Raw genomic sequence first — 18,820 nt, 5'->3', positions numbered from 1 at the left:
GGAAAATTGCATGTCTTTCTCTATGACTAAACTTAGCACAGCACTTCTCCTCACAAGCTCTCTTGTTGGATGTGCTGCTGTGGTAAAAACACCTTATGAAACACCTGCGGTACAAGTTCCGGGTAGTTTTCAGTATGACGCCACAAAAGCAAAAACCATGTCTGCCGATCAATATTCTGACCGTTGGTGGACACTTTTTAGTGATGCACAGCTTAATCAGCTCGTAAATAATGTATTAGAACGTAACAGTGACTTAGCTGTCGCAGGGATTACCTTAAAACAAGCACGTTTACAAGCTGACCTAACCGCAAATAAGCAAGGCTTACGTACTAGCTCTAGTGTTTCAACGGGACATTCTTTTGATTTGAACTCAGGAGATGACAGCGCTAAAGGTCTATCAATGAGTGCTGGCGTAAGCTATGAGGTTGATTTGTTTGGTAAGCTTGCACGCCAAACTGAAGCAAGTAAATGGGAAGCTTTAGCGACTGAACAAGACCTACAAGCCACTGGACAAAGTTTAATTGCAACCACGGCTAAATTATATTGGCAACTCGGTTATTTAAATGAACGTTATGCGACTGCTCAGCAGAGTCTAGCAACCTCACAAAAGCTTTATCAACTGGTACAGATTCAGTATAAAGCTGGTGCGGTTTCAGGTGTAGATCTTACTCAAGCAGAACAATCTGTACAAAGTCAAAAAGCGAGCCTAAGCCAGATTGAGCAACAACTGGTTGAAACACGTACTGCCATTGCAGTGCTCTTACATGAACCATTGCAACAGTTAAACATTCAAGAACCCAAACGTTTGCCTCGCAATGCACTACCAGCAATTGGTGCAGGCTTACCTGCCGATATTTTATCGCGCCGTCCCGATTTACAAGCCTCTGAGCTTCGTTTGAAAAAGGCGCTCGCGACTAAAGATGCTACTAAGGCGAGCTACTATCCATCGATTAGCTTAACCAGTAGTTTGGGTTCAACAAGTACATCGTTGACAGAACTGTTACGTAACCCTGCCCTAACTTTAGGTGCAAGTTTAAGCTTACCGTTTTTGCAATATAACGATATGAAAAAAGATATCGCGATTAGCAATCTGGATTATGAAAAAGCGATTATTCAATATCGCCAGACGCTTTATCAGGCTTTTGCTGATGTCGAAAATGCTTTATCAAGCCGGACCGAACTCGACAAACAAGTAGCGTTACAAGAACGTAATGTTGAACTTGCAGAGAAAACTGAGCGTTTAACTGAAGTCCGTTATCGTTATGGTGCTGTCGCATTAAAAACACTTCTTGATGCCCAGCAAACTACACGTACTGCACGCTTAAGCCTTGTTGAAACTAAACAAAGCCAATACAACGCGTATGTCACCCTCATGCAAACTTTAGGTGGTTCACCTGTAAAAGAACTTCCTCAATAACTTGCGCCCAGTAAAAAAGCCGTAGTCCTTCAACTACGGCTTTTTTTATGTCTGAATAAATTTTAAAACTTATTCATCATCCATCATAGATTGGCTCATACCAACAGTATTGAAACCAGCATCTACATATAGAATTTCACCAGTGATACCTGAAGCCCATGGTGAGCAAAGGAATAATGCTGCATTACCCACTTCGTCAATGGTTACATTACGCTTTAACGGTGCAACTTTTTCATTGGCATCTAACATTTTACGGAAAGATTTAATACCAGAAGCAGCCAATGTACGGATTGGACCCGCAGAAATCGCGTTTACACGAATACCGTCAACACCTAAGCTTGATGCCAAGTAACGAACACCTGCTTCTAAAGAAGCTTTTGCCATACCCATAACATTATAGTTAGGCATAACGCGCTCAGAACCTTGGTAAGTCAAAGTCAATAAACAACCTTGGCGAGCTTGTAGTAATGGTTTTGCAGCACGTGCCATCGCAATAAAGCTGTATGCACTGATGTCATGAGCAACTTTAAAACCGTCACGGTCAGTCACGTCAGTAAAATCACCATCAAGTGTATGTGCAGGAGCAAAGCCGATAGAGTGAACTACGCCATCTAGACCATCCCAATGTTTTGCAAGTTCTGCAAATGCATTGTCAATTTCGCTATCAACTGCAACATCACATGGGAACACAAGCTTAGAACCGAATTGCTCAGCAAATTCATCCACACGTTTTTTTAATTTTTCGTTTGGATAAGTAAACGCAAGCTCTGCACCTTCGCGGTGTAATGCTTGGGCAATACCAAAAGCAATTGATAATTTACTAGCAACGCCTGCAATCAAAAAGCGTTTACCTGCTAAAAGTCCTTGTGTCATGCCGATCTCACTCAAAACAATTTAAAGCATAATGCCAATATTCAGCGGTTTTCGAAATTGCATAATGCATCTTTTTTCAAAAATCGCACGAAAAAAAATCGCCCCTCATGAGGAGCGACTTCTAAATGAATATAATTTTAGTCGTCAGATAACAAACCAATCAAACGTAAAAAAGAGATATACATCCAAACTAAAGTTGAGAGTAATGCGATACCACACAACCATTCCATGAATTTTGGAGCACGATAAGCTGCGTTGGTTTCAATTAAATCGAAATCTAAAATCAGGTTAAGTGACGCAATCACCGCAATAAATGCAGCAAAGCCAATGCCTAACCAGTTACTTTCAAAAATATAAGGAACACTAGAACCAAATGCTAAACGCATGATCATCTGCACGATAAACACAAGAAAAATAGCCAGAGATGCAGATATCACAACTGACTTAAATTTTTCTGTTGCACGTACAATCTGAAATTTATATAGACCAAACATCACCAATGTTGTCACGAAAGTGGCAAGTAATGCTTGTAAAGGCACACCTGGGTACTTGATTTGAAAAGTAAATGAAATACCGCCTAAGAATGCACCTTCAAAGAGTGCGTAAGGAATTGCCAAGGTTGGTGCAGTCGTCGGTTTAAATGTGGCAATCAAAGCTAAAACCAGGCCACCAATTGCACCAACAATAGCACCTGCATAGGCAATACCAAAATTTGCAGTAAAAGCTGCGTAGAAAAATAAAGCAATGCCCACAGCCGCTGCAATGACTGTCAGCATAATAGATTTTTGAATCGCACCTTGCACGGTCATTGGTTGACTATAGTCACTGACCGTTTCGACACGCGTCAGTATCGGGTTATTACTTTGCATAAATACTCTCTTTTTATAATAAAAAATTTAAAACATCATTTTAAGCAAAATGAATATGAAAGCCAAATCAGGCTCTCGATATTATTGTAACAATGTCCTTTAAATAATAAAAAAGGAGCAACAGCCCCCCTTTTTATTATTTCGGCAAGGAATTAATCTTTACCATCAGTATTCATAATAAAGAAATATTCACGGTAATATTTCAACTCAGAAATTGAGTCACGAATATCATCCATTGCTAAATGTGATGCATTCTTTTTCAGACCGCTCATGATTTCAGGGCGCCAGCGTTTTGAAAGTTCTTTTACGGTAGACACATCAAGATTACGGTAATGAAAATACTGCTCAAGTTCAGGCATAAGACGATGTAAGAAACGACGATCCTGACAAATCGAGTTACCGCACATCGGTGAAACTTTTGGATTGACCCATTTTTTTAGGAATTCTAAAGTCTGTAGCTCAGCATCACGAGCTGTCAATTTGCTACGACGAACTCGCTCAACCAACCCAGATTGTCCATGTTGGCGGGTATTCCACTCATCCATTGCATTTAAAATACGATCAGGTTGATGGATAGCCAAGACCGGACCTTCGGCAAGTACATTTAAATTATCATCTGTAATAATTGTTGCGATTTCAATGATTTGGTCATTATCGGTATCTAAACCGGTCATTTCCAGATCAATCCAAATTAATCGTGTATTTAAAGTACTGCTCATGTATGTACGTTCTAAAATGCCGTAAAAACATCAATAGTAGCAAATTTCTTGCATCTGCGCTGTAATTCTATAGCCGCTTCATGCTATTTTTGCCATCTTCAAACAGTGGTTTTTTTGGGATATGAATGGCTTTAATTCGTAAGCGTCGTTTAACTGAACAGCAGCAACGTCGTATTGAAAAACAGCACAAAACTCGCCAAGAAGAGGCCGATACTTCACAAGATCTGGACGGACTCGTTGTACAACATTATGGCCGCCAACTCGAAGTACAGGCACTCTCTGTACCTGAGCATCACCCAGAAAAACCTCAAGTTGCCGAAGGAGAGCCAGAACCATTCTGGAAACCTATCGAGCTCAAAAGTGTATGGCGATGTCATACTCGAACTAACCTTGAGTTACTTGTGACTGGTGACTGGGTTAAATGGCAAGCAGACCCGAACACAGGTTTAGGCATTATTACTGCCATTCATCCACGCAACTCATTACTTACCCGTCCAGACCGTTATCACAAGGTTAAACCAGTTGCAGCAAATATCAGTTTGATTGTAATTGTATTTTCTCCCCTTCCTGAGCCAGCTCCGACATTAATCGACCGTTATTTAGTGGCTTGCGCAGACGCTAACATTCCTGCACTTTTAGTCTTAAATAAATCAGATTTACTCACTGAAAATGACCCAATTCTCACGCTATTAGAAGAATATAAAACTTTGGGTTATGAGGTGATGATTTGTCAGTCTAAAAAGGGAGATATCTCTGCTTTATCTGAACGTTTAGATGGTGAAACGGTAGCTTTCGTTGGTCAATCGGGTGTAGGGAAAAGTTCTTTAATTAATGTATTAATTCCAGATGCAGAGCAAAAAACAAATATTATTTCTGAAAACTCTGCACTTGGTCAGCACACAACAACCTCTACACGTTTAATGAATTTCGGTAAAAATGGCGCGTTAATCGACTCACCGGGAATTCGTGAATTTGGGCTTTGGCATCTTGATTTAGAAAAAATTCGTATGGGCTTTCCAGAAATTGAAGCACATTTGGGTTCTTGCCAATTCCGTAATTGCACCCATACTCATGAAAAGAACTGTGGGTTAAAACACGCTGTAGAATCTGGTGAAATTTTACCACGGCGCCTAGATAGCTTTTTGCGTTTAAATGATGAGATTCAAGAAGCACAGCAAAAAAACTAATTTTCTGTCCGCTTTGCACTTGAAGTGGTGATTTTGATCACCATCTATATACGCTATACTCTAGGTCAATTTTGTTTTTAATTTTTTTTAGGTGACTTGTGGAACGCTGGTTAGAGTTTATGGGGAATCACCCCATTTTGTTTGGTACGCTCGGAGTCTTGGTCGTGTTGTTCTTCATTTTTGAAGGTCAACGTAACGGTCGTAAAATTTCACCACAGTCGCTTGGTATTTTAGTGAAAGCGAAAAATGCCATACTGATCGACTTGCGCGATAGTAAAGACTTCCGTGAAGGTCATATTAGTGGCAGCCGCAATATTCCTTTCAGCCAAATTGCAAGTCATGCTGATGAATTAAAAGCAAGTGAGCGCCCATTAGTATTTATTTGCAACCTCGGGCAAGTTGCTGGGAGTGCTTTGCAAAAAGTTGCTCACCATGACAGCTATCGTCTTGATGGTGGTATTAGTAACTGGAAAGCACAAGGCTTACCTCTTGTAAAAAGCAAACCAAAAGCTTAAGGAGAATTATTATGACTGCAAATGTCATTGTTTACTCAACTTCTGTATGCCCGTATTGCGTTCGTGCTAAACAGTTACTTGAGCGTAAAGGTATTGCTTACAAAGAAGTAAATCTTTCTGTTGAAGCACCGGAAGTACGTGTTGAATTAATGCAACGCACGAATCATCGTACTGTCCCACAAATTTTTATTAACGATCAGTTTATTGGCGGTTTTGACCAACTTTATGCTTTAGAGCGTGAAGGTAAACTCGACGAATTATTGGCTTAACATCGCATCCATATTAAGGAAAAAACAATGAGCGAAGAACAACAAGTTCAACCACAATTAGCTTTAGAGCGTATTTATACAAAAGATATTTCTTTTGAGGTTCCAGGGGCGCAGGTTTTTACTAAACAATGGCAACCTGAACTCAATATCAATCTTTCTTCTGCTGCAGAAAAAATTGATCCAACTCATTTTGAAGTTTCTTTAAAAGTTGTGGTACAAGCCGATAACGACAACGAAACAGCGTTCATTGTAGATATCACTCAATCAGGTATTTTCTTGATTGATAACATCGAAGAAGATCGCTTACCGTATATTTTAGGCGCTTATTGCCCAAATATTTTGTTCCCGTTCTTACGTGAAGCGGTAAATGATTTAGTGACTAAAGGTAGCTTCCCACAGTTACTTCTTACTCCAATCAACTTTGATGCAGAGTTCGAAGCAAATATGCAACGTGCTCAAGCTGTTGAAGGTCAAGCTTAATTTTCTAGCTTCTCCTTGAGTAAAAAACCGCGTTTATCGCGGTTTTTTTATGTTTTGAATAATTAAAAATTAATGATCAAGAGAAATAAGCTGAATAGTAGGAAACTGAAAACCGCGGCAAGATAATTCTGAGCGCCATGCCACTGTTAGCATCATATTACCTAGAACGAAGTTTTGATAAGCAAATGTCCCAATAAGTGGATGAGAACATATTCCGCCATTGTCTGTAGGATGTGCTTGAGTATTTAAAGTATTTAAATCTAGCCGTATGCCGAGGCCCGAGGCTTTTAGAACAGCCTCTTTAGTCGTCCAAACTTTAAACCAGTATTCTCTGTCTTGCTCTAAGCTTAACCACGTTTCATATTCATTAGGATGAAATGCATGCTGGGCTAAAGCTTCCAAACGAACTTTACGGTCTAGTTCTTCAACATCTACACCGATATCTTTAACATGCGGGCTCATTGCTAAAGCATAATACTGTTGGCTATGAGAGTGATTGAAATGCAAAGCGTGATTCAACAAATATGGCTTGCCATGCTCATGCTTTGTAAACTCTAAATCCGTTATTGTAATTTGTAATTTCTGTGCTATTAGCTCATTTCTAATGTTATGTATTTGCTGTTTTTTATAATGATTAAATGTACGAAAGTCAGGGAAATCTTGTTTAGATTTTAAAAGAAGCTGGGACAATGTCTGTGTGTAGACTTCAATATTACGCTTAGACATTATCCCGACCTTATTTTAAATTAATTAGAATTTAACCACGTCGCCTTTTAAGGTAACGCCCGCCATCATGGCACCTTTATAGCAATCGTAAGTTGTCGTGCTCGTGGTTTCATTGGCTTTAAAATAACTCACAATATTGGTAACCGCGTTTGCACCTTGTGCTTTAGCATTGTTTTGCATTTGGATGAGCGCTGAACGTAAAACCCAATCACAAGACGTTGCAGCTGACTTACCAAAACCATTGGTCTTTTTATTGGTCACCGCATCTTTTTGAATGACTTTACCACCAGACTTTGTACCCTTTAAATAAAACTTTACTGAACCATCTAAAGTGCCATCTGCAACTGCACGGTCTACAGCTTCTTTAAAATTTAACTGATGTACTTCATCTCCAGCCTGAACAGTGGCAGTAAAACCCGCACTTAGCATTGCTACAAATAAAAGTTTTTTATTTAACATTGTTGTGTTCCTTATTGTTTAACACGTTTAAAAATAAGCGAAGTATTAATTCCGCCAAAAGCAAAGTTATTGCTCATAATAATGTCAGCATCCAGAGTTCTTGGCTGCTGAACGATATAATCCAGATCGCCGCACAGTGGATCGACTTCATCTAGATTTAAAGTTGGAATAAAGCGACTACGATTCATCATTTCAATGCTCAGCCAAGCTTCAATAGCTCCACACGCCCCCAGCGTATGTCCAAAGTAGCTTTTTAAAGAGCTGATCGGCTTACGTCCCAAAACTGCTGCTGTCGCCTGACTTTCTGCTACATCGCCCTGATCAGTTGAGGTGCCATGCGCATTTACATAAGCAATGTCTTTAGCTTCTACAGATGCATCTTTAAGTGCCAATTGCATACAGCGACCCATCATTTCTGACTCGGGGCGAGTGACATGTTGACCATCAGTATTGCTACCGTAGCCAATCACTTCTGCATAGATATGGGCACCTCGAGCTTTGGCATGTTCGTATTCTTCTAAAATTAAACAGCCAGCCCCTTCACCAATCACCAATCCATCTCGCTTAGCATCAAATGGTCGTGGTGTTTTTTCTGGTTGGTCATTCATTCCACTGGTCGCGAACAATACATCAAAAACCGCAGCACCTGCTGCACTGAGTTCTTCTGCACCACCAGCAATCATGACCTGTTGTTTGCCATATTTAATCGCTTCATAGGCTTGCCCAATGGCCATAGAACCAGAGGTACATGCACTTGATGTCGGTAAAGTTAAGCCTTTTAGACCAAAATATACGGTCATGTTCACCGCACTTGTATGGGCCATCATGCGGATATAGGTTGTTGCATTGATTTTACTCATGCTCTGATGAAGCAACATGCTTGCAAACTCACCCACGGCCTCTACGCTACCCGCAGAAGAACCAAAGGCAACCCCCGCTTCACCACTAGACAAAATTTCGTGTCCAAGCAAGCCAGCATTTTGCAAAGCAGTTTCGGCACAGACCACAGACATGAGCGCAACACGGCCCATACCACGGGTGACTTTACGGTTAAAATGTTTTGGAACATTAAAAGTTTCAACAGGTCCAGCAAGCTTGGTCCGAAGGTCAACATATTGCTCCCACTCCGGCATGTAGCGTATACCGCTTTTGGCAGCTTCAAATCGAGCAAAAATCTCATCAGAGGTTTCACCTAAAGAGGTAATCCCAGCCATTCCTGTCACAACCACACGTTTCATCAGATGAGTCCCCCATTCACAGAAATAACCTGTCGGGTCACATAAGAAGCTTCATCTGAACACAAGAATTTCACCACGCTAGCAACTTCATCGACTTGTCCCATGCGTTGTAACGGAATCATTTTAAGTGCATGTTCTTTGACTTCATCTGTCACCATTTCCGTCTCAATCAGACCAGGTGCTACACAGTTCACGGTAATTTTTCGCTTAGCCAATTCCAGTGCCAAGGCCTTGGTCGCACCAATCAATCCTGCTTTTGCAGCACTGTAGTTAACCTGACCACGATTGCCCATAATGCCAGAAACCGAAGATAACGTGACGATACGGCCACCTTTACGCAAATGAATCATTGGCATAACTAATGGTTTTAATACGTTATAAAAACCATCTAAGGAAGTCGAAATAACTTCATCCCAGTCTTGATCTGTTAAAGCTGGGAAAGCACCATCATGGGTAAGACCAGCATTCAATACAACACCATAGAATCCACCATGCTGTTCTACATCTTGTTCTAAAATCTGTTGAACGGTTTGGCGTTCAGTTACATCAAACATTAAATAATGGCTATTTTGTCCTAGCGCTTGAATCTCTTGTACGACTTGTTCTGCATCTGCCTGACGCGAACGGGCATGCACAGTTACATCAAAACCAGCCTTTGCAAGTTGTAATGCAATCGCTTTCCCAATTCCTCGACTTGAACCCGTTACTAAAATTCGTCTTGTCACAATGTATTCCTAATTCTTTGTGGTTATTCAAATGGTGTTTCTGTTGGCTCAAATACACTTAACGTTGCCTGAATGCAGTGTTCAGCATATTGGATTTCACAGGAAAATTGCCCAAGTCCTTCATGAAAATATTGTTGTTCTATTTGAATGATCAATCGAGAACCTAAAGCGAAATAAGGGATCGGTAAATTTAACTTACGTGTTCCCAATAAAAAACCGACTTTTGGCGCTTGTTTTGACTGCTGACCTTGCCAGCCTGAATAAGCGCTGATGGTTTGTGCCATAATTTCAATACTTGCCCATGTCGGCAAGCCTTCTGCTTCACAGAACATGAGCTCGGGTGTAATCGTGAGTTCGGCTTGTGCCCGCCCTTCTGCAACATCAGTTAAATGGTCAATAAAAACCATAGGCTGCTCATGAGGAATATATTGAATTGCATCAAGTTTCATCAGGGCTTCACTCCAAAAACAAGACTAATATTACTTCCCCCAAAAGCGAAAGAATTACTCATGACATAGCGGATGGGTTGTTTTAGCTCGGCATCTCGTACATAGTTTTGGTCAGCCAAATCTGGATCAATCTCAACATTTTGATGCACTGGCAACCAACTTTGATCTTTTAGAATCTGTTCACAAATAAAAGCTTCTATAGCGCCAGCTGCACCGAGGCAATGTCCGGTTTTGTGTTTGGTACTACTTAAAGCAACCTGATAATCACCAAAAACTTGTCGTACTGCCTTAATTTCCATTGCATCATTTTGTGGAGTTGCTGTGCCGTGCAAGTTGATATAACCAATCTCTTGAGCTGAAATATGAGCCATATCTAGTGCACGTTGCATAGCTAAAGTTGCACCTTTGCCTTCAGGATGTGGAGCCGAAATATGCCATGCATCCATCGACTCACCAGCACCCATTAACATCACAGGAGCAGTGGCTTTACTTAATACAAAAAATGCAGCAGCTTCACCAATATTAATGCCATCACGTTTCACGCCGCAGGGTTGGCAAGTCTGTTCAGATAAACTTTCTAGGCTATTAAATCCATTGAGTGTCAACTGACACAAGGTATCGACGCCACCCACCAATACAACATCGGCTAAATCTGCATGAAGTAAACGCTGACCTGCAGCTAATGCTTTCGCGCTTGAAGAGCAAGCGGTCGAAATAGTATATGCAGGTCCTTCCCATCCTAAGTACTGCTGCAATGCTTTTGCTAAGCAGCCCATTTCCTGAGGATAGTGAGATATTGAAAGATCAGTTTTCCCTTGGAAATATTGCTTAAGTAATAATTCATTATCTGCAATACCAGAAGTAGATGTACCTACCACAATGGCCAAACGTTTATTTTCAAAGGATGCCGTATAGTCTCTTAACGCTGCCTCGATTTCGGATAATGCGGTTAATGCAAAACGTAGATTACGTGAATCTACAAACTGTAAGGTGTCTGGTACATTCGAGCATAATGGATGTGTAAATTGCCCCACCCAAACATTACGATCAGCAATTAAATCATCTCGCAAACTTAAGGTTTGCTGTGGCTGTTGTAATGCCTGTTTGATTTGATTAAGTTCGCAACCTAATGCAGATAAACCGACACTTAATTGTATGCCTACTGCCATTGTGGCTGCATTTTCTGAAGGTAAATGTTTCATGGTGTAGGACTTTCTTCTGTCTGCAACGTATTTTCAATCGAACTCAGCGTCATGGTATAAGGGACTTGTTGATTAATCAATTCAATGCTTCCTTGTCCCTGTTTAAGCTGCAACACAGGCTGCTTTTCAATATAGACAACTTGCATGCCAGCTTGTTGTTTCATCTCTACTGCTTGTTGTCCTAAATGTGAAAATTGAGGGTATGTAGCAAACAGAAGATCCCGTACCACAAACTCAAAAGGCAATAAACGCATTTGATCAATACGCTGTTCAACATGAACACGATGTCCATCAAACTGTAACTTAAATAATTGTTGGCCTGTCAGGCTCAAAGCCACCATATCCAGTACAGCACCCTTTTGCTGTTGGTATAACAAGAAGCTAAAACTTTGCTGCTTCCACTGAACTTCAACCTGATCTTGTCGTTGATAAGCTTGTGCCTGCCATAGTGGGCTTTGTAGCCCTTTGGCATGTGGCATGACCTGACAACCATTTAAAAATAAAAAGCTACTGAGTAATATCGTTGCCCATTTGCGTTGCATGATTAGCCCTCAAGTGCCTGTTCTTGCGCCAAGCCTTCACGACAATATTCTGCCAAAGTGGTGAGTCTACGTTTGGCATTTTTATGGATTGGATTTTTTTCATCCCATGCATAACCAGCCAATAATGAAGAAATCATACGGCGAATGCCTTCATTCTGATTTTGCGAGAACACCACATCTTGGAACTCGCCTTCGTACCATGACTCAACATAGGCACGAAACACCTGAATACCGCGACGTAATGGTTTTTCATACTCTTGTAACCAGTCGACTTGCTCACCTTGTAAAACTCGTTCAACCAAAGGAATAGCCAAACTTGAAGATTTAAGAGCAATCGTCACACCTGATGAAAAGACAGGGTCCAAAAACTCACCTGCATTACCTAATAGTGCATAGTTGTTGCCTGCCAAGTGTTTTACATTCGCTGAGTAACCCACCAAGGTGCGCACTGGTGTATCAAATCTTGCACGGTGCAATACATGTGACAAGCTTGGCTCATCGGCTAAAATACGCTTAAACATTGCCTCAGGTTCATTATCTTCAGCATTTTCGACCGTGTATTTGTCAAAAAAATCTTGTTCTGCAACCACACCAAAAGAAGCGCGACCATCTGCAAATGGAATCAGCCAATACCATGCGCGATGATCTTTTTCGTGCACAGTAATTAAAATTTTATTGCGGTCAAATTCAGGATCGTCTGTAATACCATCTTCAATATGAGTAAACAGTGCACGACGTACTGGAAAGTTTGATGGGCTCTCTAAATCTAAAAGCTTCGGTAAAATCCGCCCAAAACCACTCGCATCTAACAAAAACTTGGTTTGAATCTGATAACGCTGTTGTTCTTCATCTAACACAGTGAGTACGGGCTGTTCAGATGCAACATCAACACCTAAGACTTCATGTCCGAAGCGTATATCTGCGCCATAAGCTTGAACTTGCGTTGCAAGCAAATTATCAAAATCTGCACGGCGAACTTGCCAAGTGGTCCCCGGCCCATCAGTAAATTTTTCTGTAAAGTTATAAAAACTGCGTTGTTTACCGCGTAAAAAAGCCGCACCATTTTTAAATTGAAAAGCATATTGATCAACATGCTCACGGACCGTTTCGAGTAAACCAGCCTCTTCTAAAAATGCCATAGACTGCGGTAGCAATGACTCACCAATCGAAAAACGAGGGAAATGCTGTTTTTCAATGACCGTAACGGTATAACCCTTTTTTCGAAGAAGTGCCGCAGCAGAACTACCTGATGGTCCAGCCCCAATAATTACGACGTCAATTTTTTCTATAGTGCTCATAGCACAACTTCCTTTTTAATTTATTCAAATTATGAATGGTCTTGTAAATTCACGATATGTTTTTCATCTGCGGGGGTTAATAAAGTCGCATAGATAAACGAGAAAATAACCCCGAATAAAACCGTTAAACCAAAACAATGAATTGCGTAAGTATGGCTAAATGAAAGTAATCCAAAGCCAAGTAAAGTCGACATCATACATAAAAATAATGCCATTCCAACCACTTGCGGGTGATCATGTCCATGGCGGTAGAAAATTGCATAGTCGACTCCAATCCCGATAATTAGGAAAGTCGCCATAATACTAAACAGATTAATCTCGACACCTAACCATGCCTGAACAGCAAAAGTGCTCAGTAATGCCAAGCTTACAGGCAGAACCAAAGGCACAATCGAACTTAGACCATAAATAAGTGCTAAACCAACCGCCAGACCAATTAAGGCATAAATGAGAAGATGCTGAGCCTGCACTCGATGTTCGGCAAACATTTCCGACATTGCAGTAATCGGTTGCTGGAAGTTTATGTGATCATTCTGAAGCTGCTTCAACACCTCAGGTTGTTTCACCCCTGTCACCATCACTAATCGTTCATTGGCTTGAGGTTGTAAAAAAGCTAAAGGGTGATCTTTAAATACAGCAAAATCTAATAGTGGTTGTGTCGCCAGTTGCTGTTGCCACTGTAAAACATCTGTGACATTTAGCCCCATGCTTTGGGCATATTGCTGTAAAGTCGCTGTTGGAATATTTTTTAAAAGTTGTACATTGTTTTGCTGCTCTGCCAATGGTGGAACCCATTGTCCCAGAGCTTGAAATGCACTGATTTTTCCTTTTGCTTGCAACTGTTGCAATTGTCCAATCAGTTGCTGCTCTTGTTGCTGCATTTCATTTGCAGAGGCTGCTCGTACTACAAAATAATCACTGCTTTGTTGCTGGCCAAATTGTTCACGAACGGCTTGATCCTGCTGTTTCAGACTCACATCCATACCTTGTAAGTTACGGATATCATCGTTACTTTTGAGATAGAAAAGACTCACCGTACCCACTGCTAAAATGGCTGCAATGAAGCCATAACGTATTTTAGCTCGTTGTTGAAACCATAACCGTGCTTGTCCAATCCACGACAGTGCTTTTATTGCTGGCTGAGCATTTAGCGCAGGTAATCTTGGCAATAGCAGTACACTACTGATCCACGCCGCGGTTAATCCTACAATTGAAAAGACCGCAATCTGCTTGAACCCAGGAAATGGAGTAAAACTCAAAAAGATGTAAGCAACCAATGTGGTCATTAAGCCCATGAACAAGCTTGGCAATAGTGGTTTTAAAATTTGAAAACCGCCAAGCTGTCTATGCTGCGATTGCATCGCCATAAAATAAAATGAAAAATCGACACAAACACCAATAAGACTCGCACCAAACACCAATGTCATGAGGTGAATTTCACCAAACATCCAATGCGTGACTGCAAATGCTACAAAGCTTCCGGTCGAAACAGCAATAAATTCGGTTGCCAAAGGTCGCAATGAACGAAAGCCAAACCAAACCAGAAAAATTAAGCCCAATGTAGAGCCAACACCAATGGTTGAGATTTCCTGCTTAGCCGATTGCGTCCCAAAATTTGAAAATAAAATAGTTCCAGTCCAATGAGAATTTAATCCCATTGCCGCTAACTTTTGCTTAGTTTGCTCAATCCAGTTCGCTACCTGTTCTTGATAATCAATATTGTATGGGCTTTGCGTTAACTGTAATACGAAAAGCCGAGAGATACCTTGCTCATGGTGAATGGTCGCAAAGCCCTGCTCCATTTCAATATCTTGTTGTGACGGATTTGCCAGTTGCATGGCATAACGAGGGAACAATAATAGCGGGTCTTGCTTAAGTGACTCAGCAGTGACAGGCATGCCTGGACTCATCATCTGCATCAGGCTTTGTTCAGTCAGTGCAGCATAATCCTTTTTTTGCAATAAGGCTTGATCTTGGACACTCAACAACCCTGCTCGATGTTGATACAACTGCTTTGCAAACTGTTCAAAATCAAGCTGAGGTTTGAGTGGTTGCCATAGCGTACTTTGCTTCGCTTGCGCTGTTAAAAAATTGGTTGCCTGTTGTATCGCAGCTTCATCTTTGGCATCTATAACGACAAATACTTTATTGTTAAGTTGCTCATTCATGTACTGCTGAGTACGTGCAAGTTCTGGGTCTTGCTGAACTTTAGGCAATAACGCAAAAATATTGGTTTGAATATGAATATCTTTATTCAACCACGTCATGCCAAGCCCCACTGCAATAAGCAGCAGAGCAATTAACCAAAGTGCGGTGAACTTATTTTGCCAGTTGGAAAAGCGCATGCTCAGCAGCCGTTAGAGTCGTCGGTTGAGAAGTCTGGTGACTAAAACGAATGGTTGTCAAATTATTGGCTTTTTCAGTAATCACAATTTGATTAACGTACTGTTGCCCTTGCGCATCAACACGCACAAACAGCTTTTTAAATAGACTACTTTTCGGAGTTAAGCTCATGCTCCAACCCGCTGGACTATAGTTCGCACTCACTACATTAAAATTCTTTGCCAAGGCCTGTTCATTACCTGACATTAACTGCAAAAATAAAGTTGCTACAGAACTATAAGGTGATTGATCAACTTGAATTTGGCTAAATGTACGCTGCGTTTTTTGCACTAGCTTCGTTGGGGTAACAATCAAATCTGCTTGTACTGGGCGTTTGATTTGCCATGCCACGCCATAAGATTTAGCAAATAATAACGAGCCGTTCGACACAAATGTTTTATTCAACGACGGCAGTTTTTTTTGCTGTTCGAAATCAGCACGAACCGTAGGAGACTGTGACAATTGCTGAAAAATTTGAGTAATTTGTGCTGGTGCTGCATAGACCACACTTAAACTGCTCATCCAAACAGCAGCACCTAAACCTAAAGTTTTGATGAATTGAGACATCACGCATTCCTCTTCGGTTGAAACTCAGACCACGCATTCAAACGATCAAACAAAACTTGAGGTGACTGGAAACACATTTCACGAGCTTCGATATTCACCGCCACTTGAGTGGTATAACCTTTAGTTAAACGTTTCCCAGACTCAGCATCAAAAATCAGATAATCAATTTTCAAACGGTTTTCCCATTCTTTTAAAACGGCTCGCACTCGAATCTTTTGTTCAAACTCAATACCGTATGCATAGCGAACATGGCTTTCAATCACAGGCCATGCATAGCCTGATTCTTTCATCTGCATATAGTTGTAATGAAATTGATCGAGCAATTTACAGCGCGCAATCTCAAAGTATTTTAAATAGTGTCCATGCCAAACCACATTCATGGTATCGACATCATGAAATGGAATTTCAATGATTACATCTGCATGCATTGGCTCACCTTATCCCATAAATTCTGGTTGATTAAACAATTCAAGTTGGTCTAAACGATCAACAATCTGTTGTAATTCGGTTTGTAATGGTCGGTCTTCTTCGACAAATGCAAAACTTTGTAAGGTCCATTGCATAAATGCCTGCAATGTTGGGCTTAACTGTGCTGTTAAACCTTTTAAATGAATGGCCTGCACACTAGCGCAGCAGAGGGCTGCAACCACTTGTTGGGTTAAGGTGATCACGCGGCTCGCATCACGTGCAGCAATGGTACCCATACTGACTTTGTCTTGGTTATGGCACTCGGTTGAGCGTGAAAAAATCGACGCTGCTAAAGTGTTTTTTAAGGCTTCAGCTGTCCACGCCGACACCCCGATTTGCACAGCTTTAAAGCCGTGATTGAGTGGTAAACGTTCAGCCGTTGCCCCTGTTAAATTACGTGGCAAACCATGATTCATTTTATGATCGACCAATTGTGCAATCTGTCTATCCATCAAGTCAGCAATATTGGCAATCATAATTTTTAAGCTATCCATTGCTTGTGCAATGTGCCCACCGTAAAAATGACCACCATGCAACACACGCATACCTACTGGATCAATCAAGGGATTGTCGTTACTTGAATTCAGTTCATTTTCAATAAACTGACGTAACCATACTTTTGAATCTTCAAACACACCAATAATATGCGGTGCACAACGAAGCGAATAACGATCTTGCAAACGTGGACTTTGATGTGCTGTTTGTACTTCACTGTTCAGCCAGTCACGTAATTGCTTGGCAATTTGCTGCTGCCCTGGATGCGGCTTTTGTGCAAACAGTACTTCATCAAAATGGCTGGGATTACCTTCCAAGGCCAGCACATTTAGAGCTGTAATCAAAGTACTTGCGAGTGCAATCTGCTCTGCTTTTTTATAATTTAAACAAGCAATCGCCGTCATCACGGCAGTGCCGTTCATGAGCGCCAAACCTTCTTTAGGTCTGAGCGTTAATGGTTGCATACCTTTTTCGGCATACACTTGAGCAACAGGGGTAATTTGTCCATCAATATAGACATCACGCTCTCCGATTAACGTTCCAGCAATGTAAGACAACGGCGTTAAATCACCGCTTGCCCCCACCGAACCTTCAGATGGAATGACTGGAATCACATTTTCATTCAACAACCAAACCAATCGTTCAAGCAATGCCAAAGACACACCTGAATAACCACGAGCCAACGAACATAAACGCGTCACCACTACTGCACGTGCAGTGATCACATCTAGGTTTTCACCTAAACCACAACCATGAAAACGTGAAAGATGCAGTGGTAACTCATTGACCTGATGTAATGGCACTTCAACTAAACACGAGTCACCATAACCCGTGGTCACACCGTAAATGACACCTTCTTCTTCAAGTAACTGATCGAGAAAATCAGCACCTTTTTGAATTAGGCCACGCCATGAAGATGACTCAGGTAACGCAACCTGACATTCGCCTCTTGCGACCGAAACGACATCTTCAATACTCAGTGGCTGTTCACCTACGGTTAACACACGCATGTTATTTCGTCCAAAAATTATAAAAATTAAACCATTGATAAGGGGCACGTACACAATGCTGTTCTAATACGGCAACATAAGTTTTGGTCAAGGTTTGCATGCTTTCAATACGATTAGCGCGGGGTAAATTTACCTGCTCGGCAATTGAATGAATATGAACTTGAAACTGTTGTTGCACACGGTAGCAAAATACAGCTATGACAGGTACTTTCAGTAAGTTTGCCAAGATCCATGCGCCTTGTGGAAAGGCTGCTGATTCCCCTAAAAAGTCGACATGCTGTACACGATCTGACTGCACAGGTACACGATCCGCAGCAACAATCACCCACTCACCCTTTTGCATTTTGTCTTGTAAAATCATAGCGGTTTCAATACCCAACTCATCGACAGGCAATAAGCAAACATCAGCCTTATCATTTAGCTTTTTCAAAAACTCATTAAATTTGGTCGCATGTTTTTGATAAACCAGCACATTAATTTTCTGGGGATGTTCTGACTTAATTGCCCGAAGCAATTCAATATTGCCAAAATGGGAAACCACAATCAGCGCCCCTTTTTGGTAGTGCCGAGAAAAGTTTTCATGCCCAAAAACTTCTAGATTTTGCTCTGAGATATGACCTAACCAGCCCTCGATCTTATCTAAAATACATTCACCAAATTGCATTAAATGTGCATAGCTATTTGTCCAATTTGGTTGGTGACTAAATGGAGACTGTGTTCCAGCAAAATGATGCAGTTTTTGTAAATAAAGTAAGGAAGCTTGTCGTGCTGCGGCGGCAAACAGCCAATACCACATAATGACAAAGTACATCACCAACTTGCATAACCAACGTCCACCAAAACGGTAAAACCACAACATGAGCATGAGGGGCAACATGCCTCCTCGCTCTTTAATGTCATTCCATTTTGGTGAAGCTGAATGTGTCATGA

Annotated in this window: 21 protein-coding genes; 5 read left to right on the top strand and 16 right to left on the bottom strand. The window is 41.1% G+C overall.

The window, feature by feature from the left end:
- Positions 1 to 22: 22 nt before the first annotated feature.
- Positions 23 to 1,417, top strand: coding sequence for an efflux transporter outer membrane subunit (locus tag BMW38_RS08970; RefSeq protein WP_092707463.1), 1,395 nt, complete (start codon positions 23 to 25; stop codon positions 1,415 to 1,417).
- A gap of 69 nt (positions 1,418 to 1,486) precedes the next feature.
- Here BMW38_RS08970 and BMW38_RS08965 read toward each other — a convergent pair whose 3' ends face one another.
- From BMW38_RS08965 to orn, 3 genes are all read right to left on the bottom strand, one after another.
- Positions 1,487 to 2,290, bottom strand: coding sequence for an enoyl-ACP reductase FabI (locus BMW38_RS08965; RefSeq protein ID WP_003654938.1), 804 nt, complete (start codon positions 2,288 to 2,290; stop codon positions 1,487 to 1,489).
- Positions 2,291 to 2,427: 137 nt separating this feature from the next.
- Positions 2,428 to 3,159 carry a Bax inhibitor-1/YccA family protein gene (locus tag BMW38_RS08960; RefSeq protein ID WP_092707350.1) on the bottom strand — a complete coding sequence of 244 codons (732 nt, stop codon included), beginning with the start codon at positions 3,157 to 3,159 and terminating at the stop codon, positions 2,428 to 2,430.
- Between the two features lie 152 nt (positions 3,160 to 3,311).
- Positions 3,312 to 3,878, bottom strand: a complete 567-nt coding sequence (gene orn / locus BMW38_RS08955) for an oligoribonuclease (RefSeq protein WP_005036888.1) — start codon at positions 3,876 to 3,878, stop codon at positions 3,312 to 3,314.
- A gap of 125 nt (positions 3,879 to 4,003) precedes the next feature.
- Here orn and rsgA point away from each other — a divergent pair, with 125 nt between their 5' ends.
- The 4 genes from rsgA (at position 4,004) to secB (ending at position 6,329) form a co-directional block, all read left to right on the top strand.
- Positions 4,004 to 5,065 (top strand): ribosome small subunit-dependent GTPase A, encoded by a 1,062-nt coding sequence (gene rsgA, locus BMW38_RS08950; protein ID WP_092707348.1) that lies wholly within the window; start codon positions 4,004 to 4,006, stop codon positions 5,063 to 5,065.
- Between the two features lie 98 nt (positions 5,066 to 5,163).
- Positions 5,164 to 5,580, top strand: coding sequence for a rhodanese-like domain-containing protein (locus BMW38_RS08945; protein ID WP_003654928.1), 417 nt, complete (start codon positions 5,164 to 5,166; stop codon positions 5,578 to 5,580).
- 11 nt (positions 5,581 to 5,591) lie between these two features.
- Complete coding sequence (grxC, locus tag BMW38_RS08940; protein ID WP_003654926.1) at positions 5,592 to 5,849, top strand: glutaredoxin 3; 258 nt, start codon at positions 5,592 to 5,594, stop codon at positions 5,847 to 5,849.
- Between the two features lie 27 nt (positions 5,850 to 5,876).
- Positions 5,877 to 6,329, top strand: a complete 453-nt coding sequence (gene secB / locus BMW38_RS08935; protein WP_003654925.1) for a protein-export chaperone SecB — start codon at positions 5,877 to 5,879, stop codon at positions 6,327 to 6,329.
- Positions 6,330 to 6,398: 69 nt separating this feature from the next.
- Here secB and BMW38_RS08930 read toward each other — a convergent pair whose 3' ends face one another.
- Genes BMW38_RS08930 through BMW38_RS08870 form a run of 13 tightly spaced genes read right to left on the bottom strand, consistent with a single transcriptional unit; the run spans position 6,399 to position 18,818 of the window.
- Positions 6,399 to 7,055: a 4'-phosphopantetheinyl transferase family protein gene (locus BMW38_RS08930; RefSeq protein ID WP_092707346.1), complete on the bottom strand. Its 657-nt coding sequence runs from the start codon at positions 7,053 to 7,055 to the stop codon at positions 6,399 to 6,401.
- A gap of 24 nt (positions 7,056 to 7,079) precedes the next feature.
- Positions 7,080 to 7,514, bottom strand: a complete 435-nt coding sequence (locus BMW38_RS08925) for a hypothetical protein (RefSeq protein WP_005036894.1) — start codon at positions 7,512 to 7,514, stop codon at positions 7,080 to 7,082.
- Positions 7,515 to 7,525: 11 nt separating this feature from the next.
- The gene (locus BMW38_RS08920; RefSeq protein WP_092707344.1) at positions 7,526 to 8,752 is read right to left on the bottom strand and encodes a beta-ketoacyl-ACP synthase; all 1,227 of its coding nucleotides are present in this window, start codon (positions 8,750 to 8,752) and stop codon (positions 7,526 to 7,528) included.
- Positions 8,752 to 9,477 (bottom strand): 3-ketoacyl-ACP reductase FabG2, encoded by a 726-nt coding sequence (locus BMW38_RS08915; protein ID WP_005044822.1) that lies wholly within the window; start codon positions 9,475 to 9,477, stop codon positions 8,752 to 8,754. Before BMW38_RS08915 ends, BMW38_RS08920 begins: the two co-directional genes overlap by 1 nt.
- A gap of 23 nt (positions 9,478 to 9,500) precedes the next feature.
- Positions 9,501 to 9,926, bottom strand: a complete 426-nt coding sequence (locus BMW38_RS08910) for an ApeP family dehydratase (protein WP_000762336.1) — start codon at positions 9,924 to 9,926, stop codon at positions 9,501 to 9,503.
- Complete coding sequence (locus BMW38_RS08905) at positions 9,926 to 11,128, bottom strand: beta-ketoacyl-[acyl-carrier-protein] synthase family protein (protein WP_092707342.1); 1,203 nt, start codon at positions 11,126 to 11,128, stop codon at positions 9,926 to 9,928. The genes BMW38_RS08910 and BMW38_RS08905 overlap by 1 nt, the downstream gene beginning before the upstream one ends.
- Entirely contained in the window at positions 11,125 to 11,670 is a 546-nt protein-coding gene (locus BMW38_RS08900) for a DUF3261 domain-containing protein (protein ID WP_092707340.1), read from the bottom strand. Before BMW38_RS08900 ends, BMW38_RS08905 begins: the two co-directional genes overlap by 4 nt.
- Before the next feature lie 2 nt (positions 11,671 to 11,672).
- Entirely contained in the window at positions 11,673 to 12,968 is a 1,296-nt protein-coding gene (locus BMW38_RS08895) for an NAD(P)/FAD-dependent oxidoreductase (protein ID WP_092707338.1), read from the bottom strand.
- A gap of 29 nt (positions 12,969 to 12,997) precedes the next feature.
- Positions 12,998 to 15,313, bottom strand: a complete 2,316-nt coding sequence (locus BMW38_RS08890; protein WP_244524339.1) for an MMPL family transporter — start codon at positions 15,311 to 15,313, stop codon at positions 12,998 to 13,000.
- Positions 15,288 to 15,917, bottom strand: a complete 630-nt coding sequence (locus BMW38_RS08885; protein WP_092707335.1) for a LolA family protein — start codon at positions 15,915 to 15,917, stop codon at positions 15,288 to 15,290. The genes BMW38_RS08890 and BMW38_RS08885 overlap by 26 nt, the downstream gene beginning before the upstream one ends.
- A complete protein-coding gene (locus tag BMW38_RS08880; RefSeq protein WP_092707333.1) occupies positions 15,917 to 16,345 on the bottom strand; it encodes an acyl-CoA thioesterase in 429 nt (142 codons plus the stop codon). The genes BMW38_RS08885 and BMW38_RS08880 overlap by 1 nt, the downstream gene beginning before the upstream one ends.
- A gap of 9 nt (positions 16,346 to 16,354) precedes the next feature.
- The gene (locus tag BMW38_RS08875) at positions 16,355 to 17,890 is read right to left on the bottom strand and encodes an HAL/PAL/TAL family ammonia-lyase (RefSeq protein ID WP_092707331.1); all 1,536 of its coding nucleotides are present in this window, start codon (positions 17,888 to 17,890) and stop codon (positions 16,355 to 16,357) included.
- A 1-nt stretch (position 17,891) separates the two neighbouring features.
- Positions 17,892 to 18,818, bottom strand: coding sequence for an LpxL/LpxP family acyltransferase (locus BMW38_RS08870; protein WP_092707329.1), 927 nt, complete (start codon positions 18,816 to 18,818; stop codon positions 17,892 to 17,894).
- Positions 18,819 to 18,820 lie beyond the last annotated feature (2 nt).

Origin of the sequence: Acinetobacter sp. yr461 (assembly GCF_900110445.1) — a bacterium.
GTDB lineage: Bacteria > Pseudomonadota > Gammaproteobacteria > Pseudomonadales > Moraxellaceae > Acinetobacter > Acinetobacter calcoaceticus.
The sequence above is the reverse complement of the archived record's forward strand: the minus strand, read 5'-3'. Positions and strand labels throughout refer to the sequence as shown.